Raw genomic sequence first — 20,274 nt, forward strand, 5'->3', positions numbered from 1 at the left:
AGCAGGCTCGCTCCCACATTGGGCAATTGTGGATTTTTTACAGAACCATCGCCGCCACCCAGCCAAACACCAGCAGCGGCAGGTTGTAGTGCAGGAAGGTCGGTACGACGGTGTCCCAGATGTGGTGATGCTGGCCGTCGATGTTCAGGCCGGAGGTCGGGCCGAGGGTCGAGTCCGAGGCCGGCGAACCGGCATCGCCCAGTGCACCGGCAGTGCCAACGATGCAGACGATGGCGATCGGGCTGAAGCCCAGTTGCACGCACAACGGCACGAAAATCGCTGCGAGAATCGGCACGGTGGAAAACGACGAACCGATGCCCATGGTCACCAGCAAGCCCACCAGCAGCATCAACAAAGCCCCGACGCCTTTGCTGTGATTAATCCAGGCTGCAGACGATTCGACCAGCGTCTGCACCTGCCCGGTGGCCTTCATCACTTCGGCAAAGCCTGAGGCGGCGATCATGATGAAGCCGATCATCGCCATCATCTTCATGCCTTCGGTGAACAGATCATCGGTCTCGCGCCATTTGACGATGCCCGACACCGAGAAAATCAGGAACCCGACCAGAGCGCCGATAATCATCGAGTCCAGCAGCAACTGCACCACGAATGCCGAAGCAATGGCCACACCGGCGATCATCAGGCTCAGCGGGTTGTAGTGCACCGCCGTCTGCTCGACCTGTTCGATTTTGGCCAGGTCATAAACGCGCTTCTTACGGTAGCTGATGAACGCGATCGCCAGGCCGAAAACCATGCCCAGCGCCGGGATACCCATGGCGTGGGTGACATTGATGCCGCTGATGTCGACGCCGCTGCGGGCGACGTTGGCCAGCAGGATTTCGTTGAGGAAGATGTTGCCGAAGCCCACCGGCAGAAACATGTACGGGGTGATCAGGCCGAAGGTCATGACACAGGCGATCAAACGGCGATCGAGTTGCAGCTTGGTCAGTACGTATAGAAGTGGCGGCACCAGCAGCGGAATGAATGCGATGTGGATCGGCAGGATGTTCTGCGAGGCAATCGCCACCACCCACAGCAGCCCGATCAGCAGCCATTTGACGTTACCGCCGCCGGTTGCATGCTGCCGATCCACCATGGCCAGGGCCTTGTCGGCCAGCGCATGGGCCAGGCCCGACTTGGCGATTGCCACGGCGAAAGCGCCGAGCAAGGCGTAGGACAACGCCACGGTCGCGCCGCCGCCCAGACCGCTGTTGAACGCCTTGAGTGTTGCGTCGATGCCCAGACCGCCGGTCAGGCCACCGACCAGCGCCCCGACGATCAGCGCGATCACCACATGCACGCGCGACAGGCTGAGGATCAGCATGACGCCGACGGCTGCTATGACTGCATTCATTTCACTACCTCAAAAAACACTGCGGGTGAAAACACACCGCCAGACAGGATGAGTCCGCCCGGGGTTGGCCGGCGGATGTGTACAGAGGGTCTTGTTAGAGGGCGCGCACTGTGCCGCAGAGTGGCGGCGGTGTCAAAGCCCTGTGGCGAGGGGATTTATCCCCGTTGGGTGGCGAAGCCGCCCCCGGCAAACTTCAAAACAACCCTATACGCAGGTGTCACGACTGCTTCGCAGCCGAACGGGGATAAATCCCCTCGCCACAGGACTACAGGACTACAGGACTACAGGACCACAGGACCACAGGCCCCGCATGCGGCAATCGGTCATATTGCGCTCACGGCATAAAGAAAGCCGAAACGCGGCCGCTACAGTGCAAAGTCTCAGATATTTATCGGATAAGGATGTTTTCCATGTCGCTCAGACAACTTTCCATCCAATGGAAAATCACCCTGCTCGCCGGCCTCTGCCTGGCCGGTATCGTGACCCTGTTGGTCGGTCTTTCGCTGTATCGCATGGAACACAGCTCGGCGCTGGTCAAGGCCTCGAGCATGGAGATGCTCACCGAGTCGGCGCAGGCGCGGATCGAGTCGCAAGGTGAAGTGCAGGCCGCCGGCATTCGTCAGCAGTTCATGGACGCCTATCAGTACGGCCACGGTTTCTCGCGGCAGGTACTGTTTTTGCGTGAGCAGGCCGAGAAGCGCTTTCTCGATGCCTTCGATCTGCGCGAGGACATGACCCGTCAGGTCAAATCCGCGCTGCAAGCCAACCCGGACCTGCTCGGCCTGTCGCTGGTGTTCGAAGCCAACACGCTGGACGGCAAGGACGAACTGTTCGCCGATCAGGCTGAGCTGGGCAGCAACGACAAGGGCCGTTTTGCCCTGTACTGGTCGCAGCCGACCCCGGGCAAAGTCACTTCGATGGCGCTGCCGGAAAGCGACATGAGCGACACCAGCACCGGCCCCAGCGGTCAGGCCGCCAACGCCTGGTTCACCTGCCCGCGCACCACGCTTAAACCCTGCGTGATCGAGCCGTACTTCTATGTCATCGACGGCCACAAAGTGCTGATGACCAGCATCGTCTTCCCGCTGCAGGTCAACGGCAAAGTCATCGCCTCGCTGTCGGTCGACATCAACCTCAACAGCCTGCAAGCGATCAGCCAGAACGCCAGCCGCAAGCTTTACGACGGTCAGACCGCCGTCAGTATCGTCAGCCCCGCCGGCCTGCTCGCCGGTTACAGCCCGGATGCCGGCAAACTCAGCCAGCGTCTGGATGCGGTGGATCAGGCCAGCGGCAGTGAGTTGCTGCGCTTGCTCGCCTCAAGCACTGGCGTGAGCAGCCTGCACAGCAACGGCCAGTTGAAAGTGCTGTCGCCGTTCCAGCCGATTCCCGACGGACCGGCATGGGGCGTGTTGCTCGATGTGCCGGAGAAAGTCCTGGTCAGCCGCGCCGAAGCGCTCAAGCAGCAACTGGATGCGAGCAATACCTCAGGCACGCTGATCGAACTGAGCCTGGGCCTGTTCGCCGCGCTGATCGGTCTGTTGCTGGTGTGGCTGATGGCGCGCAGCGTGACCAAGCCGATCCTCGGTGTGGCGCACATGCTTGAAGACATCGCCAGCGGCGAAGGCGACCTGACCCGGCGTCTGGCCTATGACAAGCAGGACGAACTGGGCCAATTGGCCGGTTGGTTCAACAAGTTCCTCGACAAATTGCAGCCGATCATTGCCGAGGTTAAACGCTCGGTGCAGGACGCGCGCAACACCGCTGACCAGTCTTCGGCCATCGCCACTCAGACCAGCGCCGGCATGGAGCAGCAATATCGTCAGGTCGATCAGGTCGCCACCGCGTCCCACGAAATGAGCGCCACTGCCCAGGACGTTGCACGCAGCGCCGCGCAGGCCGCCGAAGCGGCCAAGGACGCCGACCGCGCCACCCGTCAGGGCCTGACCGTGATCGACCGCACCACCGCAAGCATCGACACCCTCGCCGCCGACATGAGCGCAGCGATGGTTCAGGTCGAAGGGCTGGCTGCGAACAGCGAGAAGATCGGCACGGTGCTGGAAACCATCCGCGCCATCGCCGAGCAGACCAACCTGCTCGCACTCAACGCCGCCATCGAAGCCGCCCGCGCCGGTGAAGCCGGACGCGGTTTTGCTGTGGTCGCCGATGAAGTGCGCAACCTCGCCCGCCGCACTCAGGAGTCGGTGGAAGAAACCCGCCAGGTCATCGAGCAATTGCAGAACGGCACGCAGGAAGTGGTCGGTTCGATGGGCAACAGCCATCGTCAGGCTCAGGGCAGCGTTGAGCAGGTTGGCCAGGCTGTCACGGCGTTGCGGCAGATCGGCGATGCGGTGACGGTGATCAGCGACATGAACCTGCAGATCGCCAGCGCTGCCGAAGAACAAAGCGCGGTGGCTGAGGAGATCAATAACAACGTGGCGACGATTCGCGATGTGACCGAATCGCTGTCCGGGCAGGCGAACGAGTCGGCGCGGGTCAGTCAGTCACTCAACAGCCTGGCGAATCAGCAGCAGCGGTTGATGGATCAGTTCCGGGTCTAGAATCCACCGCAAAACCCAATGTGGGAGCGAGCCTGCTCGCGAAAGCGTCGTGTCAGTCAGCGAACATTTATCTGACAGATTGCATTCGCGAGCAGGCTCGCTCCCACAGGGGATGTAGGGTGTTTTGGCAATTAGCGCTTAGGCAGTTCAATCACCACTTTCAACCCGCCCCACTCGCTTTCGCCCAGCACCAGCAAGCCCCCCCACGTATCGACGATATCCCGCACGATCCCAAGGCCGAGCCCATGCCCGTGGGTCTGCTCATCCAGCCGCGTGCCACGGCTGAACACCTGAGACCGCTGCTCTTCGGGAATCCCCGGGCCGTCATCTTCCACGCTCAGGGCGAAGCCGTCAGACCGTTCGATCACACCCAAGCGCACCTCGGCATCCGCCCATTTGCAGGCGTTGTCGAGCAGGTTGCCGAGCAGTTCGAGCAAGTCCTCACGGTCCCACGGCAGCTGCAAACCCGATGGTGCGACGTAGCTCAAGGCCAGATGCTCGCCGTGAATCATGTTCAGCGTCGCCAGCAACCCCGGCAACTCGGCATCGCAATCAAACAACGCGCCGGGCAGCGCATCCCCCGACAACCGCGCGCGATTGAGTTCGCGATTGAGGCGCTGCTGCACCTGCTCCAATTGCTCCTTGAGAATCCTGCGCAGCTCGGGATGGTCATCGAGCTTGTCGCTGGAGGCCAGGCTGAGCAGCACCGCCAGCGGGGTTTTCAGCGCGTGGCCAAGGTTGCCCAAGGCATTGCGCGAGCGTTTGAGGCTGTCTTCGGTGTGGGCGAGCAAATGGTTGATCTGCGCCACTAGCGGCTCCAATTCCACCGGCACCTGATCGTCGAGTTGCGAGCGCTGGCCCTGTTGCAACTGAGCGATCTGCTCGCGCGCGCGTTCCAGCGGTTTCAGCGCGCGGCGTACGGTCAGGCGTTGCAGGAACAGGATCAGCAGCAACGCCGCCAGCCCCAGGCCGAGGCCGATCTGGCGCATGCGCTGGAAGCTGTCGCTGACCGGCGTGTAATCCTGGGCGACGCTGATCGAGATCGATTGACCCAGGCGTCGATAGTCCGAGCGCAGTATCAGCAAGCGTTGCCCGCCCGGGCCCAGTTGCAGGTTGCTGTGCAGCCCCGGATGTTGCAGCAGCGGCAGTTCCTGATCCCACAGCGAGCGCGAACGCCAGTGGCTGTCGGAAAAATCGATGCGAAAGTAATGCCCGGAAAATGGCCGCTGATAGGCCGGCGACAGATGCCGCTCATCGAGTTGCAGACCTTGCGGGCCGCGCACCAGCGCTACCAGCAGGCTCTCGCTGTCGTTGCGCAGGCCGGCTTCGAGGTAGCGCTGCAAACCGACTTCGAACAACCACAGGCTGGTTTGCGCCAGTACCAGACCGACGACCACCATCACACTGATCAAACCCAGGCTCAAACGGCGCTGGATTGATCTCATGAAGCTTGCCCGCCGAACAGGTAACCCTGGCCGCGACGGGTTTCGATCACGCTTTTGCCGAGCTTGCGCCGCAGGTGATTGACGTGGACTTCGAGGACGTTGGAGTCGCGCTCGGTCTCACCGTCGTAGAGGTGTTCGGCGAGGTGGCTTTTCGAGAGGATCTGTTCGGGGTGCAGCATGAAATAGCGCAGCAGACGGAATTCAGCGGCGGTCAGCTGAATGTCGGCGCCGTCGCGAACCACGCACTGGCGACCTTCGTCCAGATGCAGGCCGGCGGCTTGCAGGGTCGGCTGGTTGGCCTGGCCCTTGGAGCGGCGCAACAGTGACTGAATGCGCAGGTACAGCTCTTCCGGGTGGAACGGTTTGGTCAGGTAATCGTCAGCGCCGGCCTTCAGCCCTTCGATGCGCTCGGCCCAGGAATCACGCGCGGTGAGGATCAGCACCGGAATCGCCAGGCCGGCCGCGCGCCACTGCGCCAACACGTCCAGCCCCGGCACGCCGGGCAGGCCGAGGTCGAGGATGATCAGGTCATAGGGCTCGCTGCTGCCCTGATACACCGCGTCACGACCATCGGCCAGCCAATCCACTGCGTAGCCTTGGCGTTGCAGGCCGGCGAGCAGTTCGTCGGCCAGCGGTACGTGGTCTTCCACCAGAAGCAAACGCATCGATCAATCTTCCTTGTCTTTGACTAACTCGCCGGTATCGGCCTTCAGGTGCAGCTCGCGCGCCACGCCCTCGACCGTCAGCAATTCGACTTCGTAAATGTACACGTCGTGTTTTTCTTCCAGCTCGACTTCCAGCAGCTTGGCGCCGGGGTAGCGATCCATGGCCTGCTGCAGCACTTGCTCCAGCGGCAGGATCACGCCATCGCGACGCAGGGCCAGCGCCTCGTCCTGATCGAGGTCGCGAGCCATGGCCGTGCTGCACAACAACACCAGCGCCAGCGCCGTCAGGCGGGTGGCGCGACTATTCAGCTTCATTACGTATCCTGATGATCCCTGAGCACTTCACCATCGACCGCGTTCAACTCCAGATCCCACTTCAGCCCTTTCGGGTCGCGCAGTTCGATCTGGTAAATGAACTTGCCGTACTCTTCCTCCAGCTCGGTCTCGGTGATTTCCGAACCGGGGTGTTTTTCCAGCGCGATGGCGTTGAGCTTCTCGAAGGAGACGATAGTACCAGCGTCGCGCAAACGAAGCGCCTCGTCAGGTCCGAGATCGCGCGCCAGCGCAGTGTTGGCGCCAAGGCCGAGGATCGAGGCAGTGGTCAGGGCAGTCAGGGTTTTCATGGATGTCTCCGAATTCTTATATGTTGCTTACGGTGGGCACCATAGCGGGGTCAACTTAACTGAAACTGAATGGCCATCATTGTGCCCCATTGCTGGCAAGGTCCCCTGTGGGAGCGAGCCTGCTCGCGAAGGCGCAGTGTCAGCTGCAACGATGTTTCTGACCCACCGCTTTCGCGAGCAGGCTCGCTCCCACACTGGTTTGCGTCTGCCCCCCTTGTGGGGCAGGCTCACTCCTACATGGGCCTGCAACATGTGCTTATAATCGCCAGCTTGCTAACGATCGAGACCGGTATGACCGCCATCCACATCAAGTTTCCTGCTCTCACCATAAAGGCCGGCCCACGGGCCATGGCGCGGATTCGTGCGCAAGGTTTGCACGCCGCTGACGTCGGCACCCTGCCCGGTGCGGCCGGTGGGCCGAAGGCGTTGGGGATTCAGGGGCTCGATCTGGCGTTGTTCGGCGAGTGGCTGCCGAGTGCGCCGCGTGAGCGTTCGCTGATCGGCGCGTCGGTAGGTTCCTGGCGCTTCGCCAGCGCCTGCCTGCCGGACGCCGCCGAAGGCATTCGCCGCCTCGGTGAGCTGTACGCCGAGCAGCATTTCAACAAAGGCGTGACCATGGCCGAGATCAGCCAGAGCTCGCAGCGCATGCTCAATGATCTGCTCGACGGCCGCGATGCGAGCATCCTCGAAAACGCCGATTACCGACTGAACATCATGGTGGTGAAAAGCCAAGGCCGCCTCGCTGAAGACCATCGCGGGCGCCTCGGTCTGGCACTGGGTTCAGTGATCGCCGACAACCTGCGCGGTCGTGCACGGCTGTCGCGGCACTTCGAACGGCTGATCATCCACGATCCACGCCTGGCGCCGCCGCTTGATGCCTTGACCGATTTCCCCTCGCACTTCGTTGCCCTCAACACCGGCAACCTGCGCCAGGCCCTGCTCGCTTCCGGGTCGATTCCAATGGTCATGGAAGGCGTACGCGACCTGCCCGGCGCCGGCGCGGGTACGTTCCGTGACGGCGGTTTGCTCGACTACCACCTCGACCTGCCCTACAGCGGCGACGGTATCGTGCTCTATCCGCACTTCACCGATCGAGTGATTCCCGGCTGGTTCGACAAGACCCTGCCATGGCGCCGCGCTTCGGTGCAGCGTCTGCAGGATGTGCTGCTGGTCGCGCCATCGAAGGAATATCTGGCGCGCCTGCCCTACGGCAAACTGCCCGATCGAAATGACTTCAAACGCTTTATGGGCGATGCGCCGAGCCGGCAGAAATACTGGCACGCGGCGATGGACGAGAGCCGGCGACTGGGCGACGAATTTCTCGAACTGACGGCCAACGGTCGCCTCGCCGACCGCTTGCTGACCCTTTAGTCAGCACGGCCAAAGACAAGCTGATAAACTCGCCGCCTGCCCGAATCGCTGCGGCGAACGCCATCTGAACAGAGCCGAAAATACCGTGGAAATCTTCAAAGAGTTTACTTTCGAATCCGCCCACCGCCTGCCGCACGTCCCGGACGGCCACAAGTGCGGACGCCTGCACGGTCACTCATTCAAGGTCGCGCTGCACCTGAGCGGCGACCTCGATCCGCACACTGGCTGGATTCGCGATTTCTCCGAGATCAAAGCGATTTTCAAGCCGCTGTATGAGCGCCTCGACCACAACTACCTGAACGACATTCCTGGCCTGGAAAACCCGACCAGCGAAGTGCTGGCCAAATTCATCTGGAATGAGATGAAGCCATTGCTGCCGGAACTCAGCGCGATCCGCATTCATGAGACGTGCACCAGCGGCTGCATTTATCGCGGCGAATAAGCCGATCCGAAGACCACTGCAAAACCCTGTGGGAGCGGGCTTGCCCGCGATAGCGGAGTGTCGGACACATCAATGTTGGATGTTCCGACGCCATCGCGGGCAAGCCCGCTCCCACAGGGTTCAGTGCCGGATTGAGTTCAGAAACAGCCTCCACGGCTGTTTTTTTATGCCTATGCTGTCCGCTCCCCGCCAAGAGGGCAGCCCCATGACGGCTCGCTCCCACATTGGGCTCCTGGTGCATTCAGTGCACTGCTTTCGCGCTGAAAATCACAGTCGCGTCTACACATTCGTTCACTTGCGCCGCTTGGCACGACCGCTGCAACCCTTCTGCGTCTTCCCCTTCCAGCAAGGACTGCCCCATGACGCAGAACGCCCCCGGCAACGATTACCCGCTCAGTGAAGTGCCCATGCACGCGCGCAAAGGCCTGGCCTCGACGGCGATGGTGTTACTGGGCTTCACGTTTTTCACCGCGACCATGTTTGCCGGCGGCAAGCTCGGGGTTGCGTTCGGTTTCGCCGAGATGATGGCGGTGATCATTGTCGGCAATCTGCTGCTCGGTCTGTACGCGGCAGGCTTGGGTTACATCGCCTTCAAGAGCGGCCTCAATTCGGTGCTGATGGGCCGCTTCTGTTTTGGCGAAGTTGGCAGCAAGCTCAGCGACCTGATCCTCGGCTTCACCCAGATTGGCTGGTACGCGTGGGGCACGGCGACGGCAGCGGTGGTGATCGGCAAGTATTTCAATCTCGATGAAACCACCGTGCTGGTCCTGATGGTGCTGTTCGGCCTCGGCTTCTGCGCCACGGCGTACATCGGTTATCGCGGACTGGAGATTCTCTCGTACATCGCGGTGCCGGCGATGATGTTGCTGCTGATGCTGTCGATGTGGGCAGCGACCGTGAAAGTCGGCGGCTTCGAAGGCTTGCTCAGCGTGGTGCCGAGCGGTTCGCTGGACTGGTCTACAGCGATCACGCTGGTGTTCGGCACCTTCGTCAGCGGCGCAACGCAAGCCACCAACTGGACGCGATTTTCGCGCTCGACAAAAGTGGCAGTGCTGGCAAGCCTGATCGGTTTTTTCATCGGCAACGGCCTGATGGTGCTGATCGGCGCATATGGCGCGATCGTCTATCAACAGCCGGATGTGGTTGAAGTGCTGCTGTTGCAAGGTTTCGCCATGGCCGCGATGGCCATGCTCTTGCTGAACATCTGGAGTACGCAGGACAACACCATCTACAACTTCGCCGTGGCCGGCTGCAACCTGCTGCGGACCGGGCGGCGCAAGACCGTGACCCTCGGTGGCGCGGTGATCGGCACTCTGCTCGCCCTGCTCGGCATGTACGACATGCTGGTGCCGTATCTCATCTTGCTCGGCACGGTGATTCCGCCGATTGGCGGGGTGATCATGGCTGACTTTTTCTATCGCTGGCGCGGGCACTACCCGCGTCTGGCCGACGCACGGTTGCCGGCGTTCAACTGGCCGGGGCTCGGGGCCTACGGGGTGGGCACCGTCGCTGCGTTCAGTTCGCCCTGGGTCGCGCCGCTGGTAGGGATCGCCGCTGCCGCGCTAACGTATGTCATCGTCACCGGTATGCTCGGCGCCCGTCGCGCCAGCGCACCACTACAAGACCTATAAAAGGATTTGCCTGATGCACATCATCAACGCCCGCCTGCGCAACCAGGAAGGCCTGCACGAATTGCACCTTGAAGACGGCCTGATCCACAGCATCGCCCGTCAGACCGAAGCGCCGACCCTCGGCCCGGATGACCTCGATGCCGGCGGCAATCTGGTGGTGCCGCCCTTCGTCGAGCCGCACATCCACCTCGACGCCACCCTCACCGCTGGCGAGCCGCGCTGGAACATGAGCGGTACGTTGTTCGAGGGCATCGAATGCTGGGGCGAGCGCAAGGTCACCATCACCGAAGAAGACACCAAGACCCGCGCCAAGAAGACCATTCAGGCGCTGGCTGCCCACGGCATTCAGCACGTGCGCACCCACGTTGACGTCACCGACCCGCAACTCACCGCGCTCAAAGCCATGCTCGAAGTGCGCGAGGAAAGCCGTCATCTGATTGACCTGCAAATCGTCGCGTTCCCGCAGGAAGGCATCGAGTCGTTCCGCAACGGTCGCGAGCTGATGGAAGAAGCGATCCGCATGGGCGCTGACGTGGTCGGCGGCATTCCGCATTTCGAATACACCCGCGATCAGGGCGTCAGCTCGGTGAAGTTCCTCATGGACCTGGCCGAGCGCACGGGCTGCCTGGTCGATGTGCATTGCGACGAGACCGACGATCCGCATTCACGCTTCCTTGAAGTGCTCGCCGAAGAAGCGCGCAGCCGCGACATGGGCGCCCGCGTCACCGCCAGCCACACCACGGCGATGGGTTCTTATGACAATGCCTACTGCGCCAAACTGTTCCGCCTGCTCGGCCATTCCGGGATCAGCTTTGTTTCCTGCCCGACCGAAAGCATTCATCTGCAAGGACGCTTCGACAACTTCCCGAAACGCCGGGGCGTGACCCGCGTCAATGAGTTGCTCGAAGCCGGGATGAACGTGTGTTTCGGCCAGGATTCGATCGTCGATCCGTGGTATCCACTGGGCAACGGCAACATCCTGCGCGTGCTTGAAGCGGGTTTGCACATCTGCCACATGCTCGGTTATCGCAACCTGCAAAGCGCGCTGGATCTGGTCACCGACAACAGCGCCAAAGCCATGCACCTGGGCGAACGTTACGGACTGGAACAGGGTCGCCCGGCGAACCTGCTGATTCTCTCGGCGGACAGCGACTACGAAGTGATCCGCAGCCAGGGCCTGCCGCTGTATTCGATTCGCGGCGGCAAGGTGCTAATGAAGCGGCAGATGCCGGTGGTGGAGTTCAGTTGAGATTGCGCTGGGGCTGATGGCCTCATCGCTGGCAAGCCAGGCTCCCACAGGTTTTGTGTTGAGCACATGATTGGGCCCACATGCAAAACCTGTGGGAGCCTGGCTTGCCAGCGATGGCGTCGGCCGAATCAAGCGGTCAACCGCGCCGTGCCAAACAATCTGACGCGCAGCAACTCCCCTTGCGAAACCTCAAGCAAAACCGGTGCGGTGCCACCCGGCATGACCACCCGCACCTCCCCTGCCTCGACCCAACCCACCCGCCACGCTGCACACGCGACCGCGCTGGCGCTGGTGCCGGATGACGCGGTTGGTCCTTCGCCACGCTCGAATACCCGGGCGAGGACTTGCTGCGGCGACGCCAGCGCGGCCCATTGCAGATTGACGCCAGCCGGGCAGGGATTGCCGGCACCGGTGGGCATAGCATAGGCGATTGCTGTAAGCCGTTGGTTCAGGGTGGGTTCACGCATCTGTTCGTTGCTCGGCAAAGCGCCTGCATCGCTGAGCAGCGTTACACAGTGCGGATTGCCGATGCGGACGAATTGGCTGTGAGTCCAAGTGGGATCGAGTTGTGCCAGGGGCTGGACATGGCTGACGTCGCGATGATTGAACTGAGCGTTTTCAACCGTCTGCGCACCCACAGCCTCCGGGCCGAAACCAGGCTGACCGAGGTCGAGCCAGAAACCGCGCACGCCTTCGACTTCGGCCGGTGTCACCGCCGTTTCCAGCGCTTCGCCCTTGTCATGATGAACGCGCAGCATGGCGCCCTGCTCCGCCATCAAGCCTTGCTCGGTCAATGCCTGAGAAAAAATCGTCAGGCCGTTACCGCTGCGCTCGGCGAGACTGCCGTCAGTGTTGACGATCAGCACATCGAACGGCGCAGATGCCTGAAACGGGCCGATCAGCAGGCCGTCGCTGCGGTGGGGTTTGCTGTTGGCCGGGCGTTGGCCGTCGGGCCAATGGCAGCACAGGGCGATGGCGGCTTCGCTCCAGTGCTGCCGAGACCCGGCGCACTCGGCGGCGCTGGCCGGCAAAGCAATCTCGACCTCGCGCAAGGCTTGGGGTGAGACCACAGCGTAGATATTGCCGCGTGCGTCGTAGAACTTCGTCATGCCTTGTTCCCGTATTCCATGCTGGCGAAAATCCGACTGTAAACCGCAAACCAGTGTGGGAGCGAGCCTGCTCGCGAAGGCGGTGCGTCAGTCGACAATTCCATATTTGACCCACCGCTTTCGCGAGCAGGCTCGCTCCCACAGGGTAGGATGTTCACCGTTATGCCCCGAAAGGCCTGAGATCGAACCTCAACGCCGTCAGAATGTCACTCGGGATGCAGTTGTTTTTTTGCCAAGGATCGATATGACCAGCCTCAACCCCCAAGACACCTTCGTCCCCGGACGTCTGCAACAGATGTCCACCCGCGTCGCTTTTTTCATCGCTGGCCTCGGCATCGCCGCCTGGGCGCCTCTGGTGCCGTACGCCAAGGCGCGGGCCGGGCTGGATGAGGGCACGCTGGGGTTATTGCTGCTGTGCCTGGGTGTCGGCTCGATTCTGGCGATGCCGCTAGCGGGGATTCTCGCCACGCGTTTTGGCTGCCGACGTGTGGCCACCGCCGGCACCTTGCTGATCTGCGCGGCGCTGCCGTTGCTGGCGACGGTGTCGTCGATCCCGGCGCTGATCGCCACGCTGTTCATGTTCGGCGCCGGTCTCGGCACGGTAGATTCGACGGTGAACCTGCAAGCAGTGATCGTTGAACGCGCCAGCGGCAAGCACATGATGTCGGGGTTCCACGGCCTGTTCAGCCTCGGCGGCATCGTCGGTGCGGCGGGTGTCAGCGCCCTGCTCGGCCTCGGCCTGACACCGCTGGCGGCGATGCTGGTGGTAGTGGTTTTGCTGATCGGCGCCTTGCTCAAATGCGTGCCGCACATGCTGCCCTATGGCAGCGAAAGCTCCGGCCCGGCGTTCGCCATTCCCCATGGCATCGTGCTGTTTATCGGCGGCATGTGCTTCATCGTGTTCCTCACCGAAGGCGCGGCGCTGGACTGGAGCGCAGTGTTCCTCGCTCAGGAACGGGGGATCGACACGGCTTATGCGGGAATGGGTTACGCAGCGTTTGCCCTGACCATGACAGTTGGTCGTCTGCTGGGTGACCGCATCGTGCGCAAGCTGGGGGCTACGCGGATCATTCTGTTCGGCGGTCTGTTGGCGGCGGCGGGACTGTTTCTCGCCACCTTCGCGCCGAGCTGGCAAGCGGCGCTGGTCGGGTATGCGCTGGTCGGCGCCGGTTGCTCGAACATCGTGCCGGTGCTGTACACGGCGGTGGGCAAGCAGACGGTGATGCCGGAGAGCATCGCGGTGCCGGCGATTACCACGCTGGGTTATGCAGGGATTCTCGCCGGGCCGGCAGTGATCGGTTTTGTCGCCCATGCCAGCAGCCTGAGTTTTGCCTTTGGACTGATGGCGGTATTGCTGGTGGCTGTGGCGATCGGCGGCAAAGTCCTCAAGGTCTGAAAGCTTCGCGAGCAGGCTCGCTCCCACAGGGTTTCAGTGGTCCATGTGGGAGCGAGCCTGCTCGCGAAGAAGGCACCGCGCTCTATCAGAAGCCGACGCTGGCCTGCACGAAGAACGTGCGCGGTGCGCCGACATACATCCCCGAGTTGTTGTCGCTGGAGCGGGTGAAGTATTGCTTGTCGAAGACGTTCTTCACCCCGGCACCGAGCTTGAGGTTCGACACCTGCGGACCGAAGTCGTAGCCGCCGCGCACGTTCCAGGTCACGTAACCCGGGATGTCGCCGTACTGCCCGTCCGCCGTGCCTTCAGTGATGTAGTTGCCATTGAAGCTGCCATCCGCATTCACACCGGTGCCCGGCGAACGCTGTTTCGATTGGGCGAAGCCATCGATGTTGTACGTCCAGCGGTTGATCTCGTAACGCAAACCGACCGTGGCCACCTGCCGCGAATAGAACGGCAGGTCGCGGCCCTTGAAGCCGGGGATCTCGCCTTCATAGGTGGCGCGGGTGTAGGTGAAACCGGCGTTGGCGGTCAAACCATCGAGGCGCGGATCGAGGGCGGCCATGTCGTAGTGCGCCGAGGCTTCGATGCCCTGGTGCTTGGTCGCGCCGAGGTTGGTCCAGCCGACGTCGTTGCTGATGTATTGCAGTTCGTCATCGAAGTCGATGTAGAACAACGTCACCTCGCCGCCCCAGACATCATCGTTGTAACGCGTGCCGATCTCGTAGGTCTTGGCCTTTTCCGGCTCCAGACCGTTGGCGGTGCTGTCACCCGAACCGCCTTGGCCGAGCTGAAAATATTGCAGGCTGCCGAACGAGGTTTCGTAGTTGGCGAACAGCTTCCAGGCATCGGACAGGTGATGCATCACGCTCAGCGCTGGCAGCGGTTCGTTGCTTTCGATGCTGCGGTTTTTCTCCGGTACCGGCCGGCCAGCGGTGTCGAGGACAGCGCGATCATGCCAATCGGTGCTGATGTGTTCGAAGCGAATGCCCGGGGTGATGGTCCAGTTGCCGACGTCGATCTTGTTGTCGACATACACCGAATTGGCCTCGGTGCCGCCGGTGCGATCCTGGAACACATGGCCGTCGGAGGTTGGCGTGACCACCGGCTGATTGTTGACCAGCGCCAGACGACTCGACTCTTCGTGCATCGCCTCTTTCAGATAGCGATAACCGACGCTGACTTCCTGGGTGGTCGGGCCGACATCGAACACCCGCGACACGCGCGGCTCGATGCCGAGGGTGTAGTAGGAACGCGGGTACGAGCTGAGGGTGCGCTGATCGCGCGCGGCGATGGTGCTGCCGCGAAAGCTGTCGGTGTAATAGGTGAGAATTTCTGCCTGAGTGCGCTCGTCGATCTGGCGGATCCACTTGAACGACACGTCTTTGCGCCGGCCTGTGAACTGGTCGTAATCACGCACCGATTCGTACGGTTTGTCGTCGTACTGACGCTGGGTCAGGCCGCCGGGCATGTCGGCATTGGCGTCGTAGTAGTGGAAGTTGAGGCTGAAGTCGTCCTGATCGGTCGGCGCCCAGTGCGTCTTGAGCAGCACGTCGTCGATGTCGTTACCGTTGTTGCGCTCGCGATAGCCGTGGCCGTTGACGCCGGAATACAACAGCGCGACGCCCATGCCGTTGTCGGCGGTGCCGCCAAGAAATGCGGTGTCGACGTGTTTCCAGCCGCCGTACTGCGTGGTTTCCAGGGTGGTGCCGATTTCGCCGGTGGTTTTCTCCGGGATCGCGCGGGTCACGAAGTTGATCACGCCGCCGACGTTCTGCGGCCCGTAGCGCACGGAACCGGCGCCACGCACGACGTCGATGCTGTCGAGGTTGCCCGAGGAAATCGGCGCCATCGACAGTTGCGGCTGGCCGTAAGGCGCGAACGCCGCTGGTACGCCATCGATCAAAACAGTCGAGCGTGGCGACAGGCGCGAAGTCAGACCGCGCACGCCGACGTTAAGGGAAATATCACTGCCGCCGGTGCCGTTGGAGTCCTGCACCTGCACGCCAGGCACGCGCTTGAGCACGTCGCTGACGTTCATCGCGCCCTGCTCGACCATCGCTTCGCGGCGAATCACCGTACGTGCGCCGGGGTGGTTCTGCACCACCGCAGCGTCCGCGTCACCGAGCCAGTCGCCGACCACTTTGATGTCGGTCACACCCAGTTCCAGCGGGCCGTTGCTGGCTGCGGAGGTGGCTGCTGGGGCGAGCGTCACCGAGCCTTCATTGATCTGATAATCGAGGCCGCTGCCTTGCAGCAACTGCCGCAGCGCCTGCTCTGGCGCGAGGTCGCCGTCCACCGCCGGAGCTTGTTTGCCGGCCACCAGCTCGGGGCTGAAAAACACCTGCAGCGAGGTTTGCTGGCCCAGTTCGCTCAAGGCTTGGCCCAGCGGTTGCGCGCGGATATGAATGGCTTCAGCGGCAAACGCCAACGGCATCGCGGCGCTGACTGCCAGCGCGAGAGCCAGTGGCAACCAAGGGGATTTTTTATTGTGGGTTGTGGTGATGTTCACGTCGTACGGAGTCCTGTGGATCGCAAGAGTGTGCGGCTGTTAATGCAAACCAGTTGCAGTTGAACAGGAAGACGATGAACGGGGAAAAAACCTGAATGCTATCTGGAAATTATTTCCTGACTGCCATCGGCAAGGGTGCGCACCGTCACCGGCAGGATGCTCGGCAAGGCTTTGAGCAAGGCGTCGGTGTCGTCGGATTTGAACACGCTGGTCAGGCGCAGGCTGGCTACGTTCGGCTGGGTTACGGTCAGCGGCTTGTCGCGATAGCGCGATACTTCGGCCGCTACCTCGCTGAGGCTGGCGTTGTTGAACACCAGTTTGCCGTTGCGCCATGCGGTCAGTTCCGCCGGGTTGACCGCGTAAGCCGGCAGCACTTGGCCTTGGGCATCGACCGCAGTGCCGAGGCCTGCGGTGAGGTTGATGAACTCGTTGTCCGGGGCAGCACTTCCCTGCACCTTCACCGTGCCCTGCTCCACCGCCACGCGGGTCTGCGTGGCATCGCGGCGCACATCGAAACGCGTGCCGGTAACCGTGACCTTGCCGCTGCCGGCTTCGACAATAAACGGACGCGAGGCGTCGTGTTCAACACTGAACATCGCCTCGCCCGCGCTCAATTCGATCACCCGTCGATCCTTCTCATAACGCACCTGCAAGCGGCTGCGACTGTTCAGGTCGATCAGCGAACCGTCCGGCAACGCCACATGCTTGCGCTCGCCCGGCGCCGTGGCGAATTCAGCGCGGTAACCGCCCGGATGATTCAAACCACTGAACAGGCCAAGCCCCAGCGCTACGGCGAGGACACTCGCGGCGACGGCATAACGCAGCATCGGCCGACGTTCGCGGCGGGGAGTTTGCGCAAGCGCCTGAAGACGCGACGTCGGCAGCAGATCAGCCGCCGTCCACAAACCCTGCAGCAACTGGAATTCTTCGCGGTGTTGCGGATGCTCGTTCAGCCAGGCCTCGAAGCGCTGCTGTTGCTCGACGCTGACATTCGGCTCCTGCAGACGCACGAACCAGGCCGCCGCCTCTTCCCGCACCGCCGTTTGCCCACAGGCGCAATCACCCGCTTCCATCATGGAATGTCCTGTCCGGCTGAGAATGAAAAGGTGCGAACGCTCATGACTGCAAGCCATCCAGCCGCTCACGCAGATGGCGCAGGGTGCGGATCATATACTTTTCGACCATGTTCTTGGACAGCCCCAGGCGTTCGGCGATTTCTGCCTGCGTCAGGCCTTCGATCTTCTGCCAGACAAAGATCTTGCGGCAGTTGAGCGGCAATTCGCTGAGCGCGCGTTCGATGGAATCGGCCAACTGGATCGCGTGCATGTAATGCTCCGGATCGCCCGCCGACGACGCACTGTCATCGACCGCCTCCGATTCCATGACGCCCCGCCGGTCCTCCCGCCGATAACCGTCAACGGCGATATTGCGTGCGGTCTGATGCAAATACGCACGCGGCTGCTGCACCGCCGCCGAATCCGCCTCGAGCACCCGCACAAAGGTGTCGTGCGCCAGATCCTCGGCCTGCGCGCGATTGCGCAGGCGACGAGTCCAGGTGCCGATCAACTCTTCGTAATGCTCGAAAAAGCCGGATCTGCGGGAGCGCATGGGGGATGGGCGGCGTGGTGAGAAAAGGGTGTGAATAGTAATGCTTCCTATTAAGGCGAGGCAATCGATTCCTCGAACAGAGCGCTCAGGGCGCGTACCTGGTCAGCCGGGTTCGCTCAACCAGTTGCAGGTAGTTTGCCAACATCGCCAGACCTTGCGGCGTCATCAATGACTCCGGGTGAAACTGCACGCCATAGATCGGCAGGTCGCGGTGCCGAAGCGCCATGATCTCACCCGGCATGCCGTCGTCATCCAGCACGTGCGCAGTAGCCACCAATTCGCCGGGCAAGACACCCGCCACCAGAGAGTGGTAACGCGCGACTTGCAAGCCGTCAGGCAAGCCGTCGAACAGGTCACGACTGTCGTGACTGATACGGGAAACCTTGCCGTGCAGCACCTGCCTCGCCCTGCCCACCTCGCCGCCGAAAGCAGCGGTAACGCATTGATGCCCCAGACAGATGCCCAATATCGGCAAACGGCCTGCGAAATGATGGATGGCCGCAAGGGAAATGCCCGCTTCTGTTGGAGAGCACGGCCCAGGCGAGACAATCAAAGACTCTGGCGCCAGCGCTTCGATGTCAGCCAAGGTCATTTCGTCATTACGACGCACTTCAACCTCAGTCCCGAGCATGCCCAGGTACTGCACGATGTTGTAGGTGAAGGAGTCGTAGTTATCGATCATTAAGTGCATATGGCAACTCCTGGCGTTGGGCGATCGATTGACAGCGGCCGGCGGCGACCCGCAGCAACTGGCTTTTCTCCAGCGTTTCCTGCCACTCACGATCGGCTACCGAATCCTGCACCACGCCGGCGCCGGCCTGAACGTAGAGACGGGCGTCTTGCAGCAGTGCGGTTCGAATGGCGATCGCCAGGTCGGCACGGCCGCTCCAGTCGAGATAACCGATCGCGCCGCCATACACCCCGCGAGAATGCGGTTCCAGTTCGGCAATGATCTCCAGCGCCCGCACCTTCGAGGCCCCGCTCAGCGTGCCTGCGGGGAAAATGCTTTTGAGCAGGTCCAGCCCGGTCACGTGGTCCGGCATATGCCCGGTCACGGTTGAGACGATGTGCATGACATGGGAGAAATATTCCACATTCAGCAACTGCGTCACCTGCACACTGCCGACGCGAGCCAATCGGCCGAGGTCATTGCGCGACAGGTCAACGAGCATCATATGCTCGGCAATTTCCTTCGGATCAGCGAGCAGTTCATCCCTGAGTCGGTGGTCTTCGACTGCCCCACTGCCCCGCCGGCGTGTACCAGCCATTGGCCGGGTGGCCACCGTTTGTTGCTCCTGACGAAACAACATTTCCGGAGAGGCGCCAACCACCTGGCAGTCGCCCAGGTTCAACAAGTAGCGATAAGGCGTGTGGCCCAGATCGGACAGGGATCGGTACAGCGCGACGGCGTCCTCGTCGAAAGGCAGGCTCATGCGTTGGGATAAAACCACCTGCATCACATCGCCCGCAGCGATGTAGTCCTTGATCCTTGCTACGGCCTCAATGAACGCTGACTTCGGGAAGGCCGATTCGACGACCGGCGTTGTCACCTCGACCACATGCCCGCCAGAGGCGCGCGGTACGAGCAACGGGCGCACATTTGCGATCAGTCGGTTGAGCCGATCCTGCCCACACTGGTAATCGCCCAGCGCCTTCGGGGGTTCATGCACGATGCAATAAGCCAGATGCTCGCGGTGATCCAGCACGACGAGATCCATGCTGATCAATTGCAATACATCAGGCAGCTGAAACCCAGAGGGCTTGCGCGGCACTCGACGCAGACGCGACTCAATGAGCCGAGTCGTTTCGAAACCGAAATAGCCAAAGAACCCACCGCTGAAACATGGCAGGCCCGGGCATTGCGGTATACGAAAGCCCTTCTGCAACTTGCCCAGTTCTGCCAACGGATCAATACAGTCAATCGTCACCGAAATCTGTCCGTCACGGTACAGGCGCAAGACACCCTCATCGAGTTCGACGCGCTGACTGCAAGGCAGGCCAATCACCGAGTACGCCGGCGCGAACATACCCTCGTGCCAGTGGCCGGTTTCGAACAGATAGTCTTGCCCGCAGTTGGCTAGAGCCTGGTATAGCGCAACGGCTTCCACCTCTGGCGGCAATGACAAGGTTTGCCAAAGCGGCACATGGGTATACCCCGCCTCGCCGTAGGCAAAAAAATCTTCTAGGCTCAACATCCTTGTGTCTCCGGTTGATCACGCAGTAACAGATCGGCCAACAGCGTCAAAGCCCTGCGATCAGATTTGCCATTGCGATTGAGAGGGATCTTGTAGGGTGTGGTGCTGCGAATCGG

At 61.8% G+C, this 20,274-nt stretch carries 17 protein-coding genes and 1 pseudogene; 7 read left to right on the forward strand and 11 right to left on the reverse strand.

Going from position 1 to position 20,274, the window contains the following annotated elements; all coding sequences use genetic code 11:
- Nucleotides 1-37 precede the first annotated feature (37 nt).
- Nucleotides 38-1,354 carry a Na+/H+ antiporter family protein gene (locus KVG87_RS19000; protein WP_056791374.1) on the reverse strand — a complete coding sequence of 439 codons (1,317 nt, stop codon included), beginning with the start codon at nt 1,352-1,354 and terminating at the stop codon, nt 38-40.
- A gap of 1,553 nt (nt 1,355-2,907) precedes the next feature.
- Between KVG87_RS19000 and KVG87_RS26285 the strand changes: the two are divergent.
- Both KVG87_RS26285 and KVG87_RS26290 read left to right on the forward strand, forming a co-directional pair.
- Nucleotides 2,908-3,054 (forward strand): annotated as a pseudogene (locus tag KVG87_RS26285) (HAMP domain-containing protein); the annotation flags it as partial.
- A gap of 102 nt (nt 3,055-3,156) precedes the next feature.
- Nucleotides 3,157-3,912, forward strand: a complete 756-nt coding sequence (locus KVG87_RS26290) for a methyl-accepting chemotaxis protein (protein ID WP_371699990.1) — start codon at nt 3,157-3,159, stop codon at nt 3,910-3,912.
- A 131-nt stretch (nt 3,913-4,043) separates the two neighbouring features.
- Here KVG87_RS26290 and KVG87_RS19010 read toward each other — a convergent pair whose 3' ends face one another.
- From KVG87_RS19010 to KVG87_RS19025, 4 genes are read right to left on the reverse strand one after another with little or no spacing between them, the layout of a single operon-like run.
- Complete coding sequence (locus tag KVG87_RS19010; RefSeq protein WP_217852054.1) at nt 4,044-5,357, reverse strand: sensor histidine kinase; 1,314 nt, start codon at nt 5,355-5,357, stop codon at nt 4,044-4,046.
- Nucleotides 5,354-6,022 (reverse strand): response regulator transcription factor, encoded by a 669-nt coding sequence (locus KVG87_RS19015; protein ID WP_016775412.1) that lies wholly within the window; start codon nt 6,020-6,022, stop codon nt 5,354-5,356. The genes KVG87_RS19010 and KVG87_RS19015 overlap by 4 nt, the downstream gene beginning before the upstream one ends.
- Before the next feature lie 3 nt (nt 6,023-6,025).
- A complete protein-coding gene (locus tag KVG87_RS19020; RefSeq protein WP_016775413.1) occupies nt 6,026-6,337 on the reverse strand; it encodes a PepSY domain-containing protein in 312 nt (103 codons plus the stop codon).
- A complete protein-coding gene (locus KVG87_RS19025; protein ID WP_016775414.1) occupies nt 6,337-6,645 on the reverse strand; it encodes a PepSY domain-containing protein in 309 nt (102 codons plus the stop codon). Before KVG87_RS19025 ends, KVG87_RS19020 begins: the two co-directional genes overlap by 1 nt.
- 291 nt (nt 6,646-6,936) lie before the next feature.
- On the opposite strand from KVG87_RS19025, the gene KVG87_RS19030 reads away from it, so the two are divergent.
- The 4 genes from KVG87_RS19030 (at nt 6,937) to codA (ending at nt 11,338) form a co-directional block, all read left to right on the forward strand.
- The gene (locus KVG87_RS19030; RefSeq protein WP_217852057.1) at nt 6,937-8,016 is read left to right on the forward strand and encodes a patatin-like phospholipase family protein; all 1,080 of its coding nucleotides are present in this window, start codon (nt 6,937-6,939) and stop codon (nt 8,014-8,016) included.
- Between the two features lie 85 nt (nt 8,017-8,101).
- A complete protein-coding gene (queD, locus tag KVG87_RS19035; protein WP_007915588.1) occupies nt 8,102-8,458 on the forward strand; it encodes a 6-carboxytetrahydropterin synthase QueD in 357 nt (118 codons plus the stop codon).
- A gap of 359 nt (nt 8,459-8,817) precedes the next feature.
- Entirely contained in the window at nt 8,818-10,089 is a 1,272-nt protein-coding gene (gene codB / locus KVG87_RS19040) for a cytosine permease (RefSeq protein ID WP_217852059.1), read from the forward strand.
- A 13-nt stretch (nt 10,090-10,102) separates the two neighbouring features.
- Nucleotides 10,103-11,338, forward strand: coding sequence for a cytosine deaminase (codA, locus tag KVG87_RS19045; RefSeq protein ID WP_071172997.1), 1,236 nt, complete (start codon nt 10,103-10,105; stop codon nt 11,336-11,338).
- Nucleotides 11,339-11,466: 128 nt separating this feature from the next.
- Here codA and KVG87_RS19050 read toward each other — a convergent pair whose 3' ends face one another.
- Nucleotides 11,467-12,447, reverse strand: coding sequence for a diaminopimelate epimerase (locus KVG87_RS19050; RefSeq protein ID WP_217852061.1), 981 nt, complete (start codon nt 12,445-12,447; stop codon nt 11,467-11,469).
- A 244-nt stretch (nt 12,448-12,691) separates the two neighbouring features.
- Here KVG87_RS19050 and KVG87_RS19055 point away from each other — a divergent pair, with 244 nt between their 5' ends.
- The gene (locus tag KVG87_RS19055; protein ID WP_041477246.1) at nt 12,692-13,843 is read left to right on the forward strand and encodes an MFS transporter; all 1,152 of its coding nucleotides are present in this window, start codon (nt 12,692-12,694) and stop codon (nt 13,841-13,843) included.
- Nucleotides 13,844-13,928: 85 nt separating this feature from the next.
- Here KVG87_RS19055 and KVG87_RS19060 read toward each other — a convergent pair whose 3' ends face one another.
- The 5 genes from KVG87_RS19060 to KVG87_RS19080 all read right to left on the reverse strand — a co-directional run bounded on the left by KVG87_RS19060 (nt 13,929) and on the right by KVG87_RS19080 (nt 20,158).
- The gene (locus KVG87_RS19060; RefSeq protein WP_217852063.1) at nt 13,929-16,355 is read right to left on the reverse strand and encodes a TonB-dependent siderophore receptor; all 2,427 of its coding nucleotides are present in this window, start codon (nt 16,353-16,355) and stop codon (nt 13,929-13,931) included.
- 98 nt (nt 16,356-16,453) lie between these two features.
- Nucleotides 16,454-17,431, reverse strand: coding sequence for a FecR family protein (locus tag KVG87_RS19065; RefSeq protein WP_217852065.1), 978 nt, complete (start codon nt 17,429-17,431; stop codon nt 16,454-16,456).
- Between the two features lie 40 nt (nt 17,432-17,471).
- The gene (locus tag KVG87_RS19070) at nt 17,472-17,963 is read right to left on the reverse strand and encodes a sigma-70 family RNA polymerase sigma factor (RefSeq protein WP_217852067.1); all 492 of its coding nucleotides are present in this window, start codon (nt 17,961-17,963) and stop codon (nt 17,472-17,474) included.
- 85 nt (nt 17,964-18,048) lie between these two features.
- Nucleotides 18,049-18,654, reverse strand: a complete 606-nt coding sequence (locus KVG87_RS19075) for an anthranilate synthase component II (protein WP_217852069.1) — start codon at nt 18,652-18,654, stop codon at nt 18,049-18,051.
- Nucleotides 18,635-20,158: an anthranilate synthase component I family protein gene (locus KVG87_RS19080; RefSeq protein WP_217852071.1), complete on the reverse strand. Its 1,524-nt coding sequence runs from the start codon at nt 20,156-20,158 to the stop codon at nt 18,635-18,637. The genes KVG87_RS19075 and KVG87_RS19080 overlap by 20 nt, the downstream gene beginning before the upstream one ends.
- Nucleotides 20,159-20,274 lie beyond the last annotated feature (116 nt).

Source organism: Pseudomonas siliginis, from assembly GCF_019145195.1.
GTDB lineage: Bacteria > Pseudomonadota > Gammaproteobacteria > Pseudomonadales > Pseudomonadaceae > Aquipseudomonas > Aquipseudomonas siliginis.

Bases quoted from the DNA above. Each gene is read 5' to 3' on its own strand.
- KVG87_RS19000 (WP_056791374.1), bottom strand. From the start codon at position 1,354: ATGAATGCAGTCATAGCAGCCGTCGGCGTCATGCTGATCCTCAGCCTG.
- KVG87_RS26290 (WP_371699990.1), top strand. From the start codon at position 3,157: ATGGAGCAGCAATATCGTCAGGTCGATCAGGTCGCCACCGCGTCCCAC.
- KVG87_RS19010 (WP_217852054.1), bottom strand. From the start codon at position 5,357: ATGAGATCAATCCAGCGCCGTTTGAGCCTGGGTTTGATCAGTGTGATG.
- KVG87_RS19015 (WP_016775412.1), bottom strand. From the start codon at position 6,022: ATGCGTTTGCTTCTGGTGGAAGACCACGTACCGCTGGCCGACGAACTG.
- KVG87_RS19020 (WP_016775413.1), bottom strand. From the start codon at position 6,337: ATGAAGCTGAATAGTCGCGCCACCCGCCTGACGGCGCTGGCGCTGGTG.
- KVG87_RS19025 (WP_016775414.1), bottom strand. From the start codon at position 6,645: ATGAAAACCCTGACTGCCCTGACCACTGCCTCGATCCTCGGCCTTGGC.
- KVG87_RS19030 (WP_217852057.1), top strand. From the start codon at position 6,937: ATGACCGCCATCCACATCAAGTTTCCTGCTCTCACCATAAAGGCCGGC.
- codB (WP_217852059.1), top strand. From the start codon at position 8,818: ATGACGCAGAACGCCCCCGGCAACGATTACCCGCTCAGTGAAGTGCCC.
- codA (WP_071172997.1), top strand. From the start codon at position 10,103: ATGCACATCATCAACGCCCGCCTGCGCAACCAGGAAGGCCTGCACGAA.
- KVG87_RS19050 (WP_217852061.1), bottom strand. From the start codon at position 12,447: ATGACGAAGTTCTACGACGCACGCGGCAATATCTACGCTGTGGTCTCA.
- KVG87_RS19055 (WP_041477246.1), top strand. From the start codon at position 12,692: ATGACCAGCCTCAACCCCCAAGACACCTTCGTCCCCGGACGTCTGCAA.
- KVG87_RS19065 (WP_217852065.1), bottom strand. From the start codon at position 17,431: ATGATGGAAGCGGGTGATTGCGCCTGTGGGCAAACGGCGGTGCGGGAA.
- KVG87_RS19070 (WP_217852067.1), bottom strand. From the start codon at position 17,963: ATGCGCTCCCGCAGATCCGGCTTTTTCGAGCATTACGAAGAGTTGATC.
- KVG87_RS19075 (WP_217852069.1), bottom strand. From the start codon at position 18,654: ATGCACTTAATGATCGATAACTACGACTCCTTCACCTACAACATCGTG.
- KVG87_RS19080 (WP_217852071.1), bottom strand. From the start codon at position 20,158: ATGTTGAGCCTAGAAGATTTTTTTGCCTACGGCGAGGCGGGGTATACC.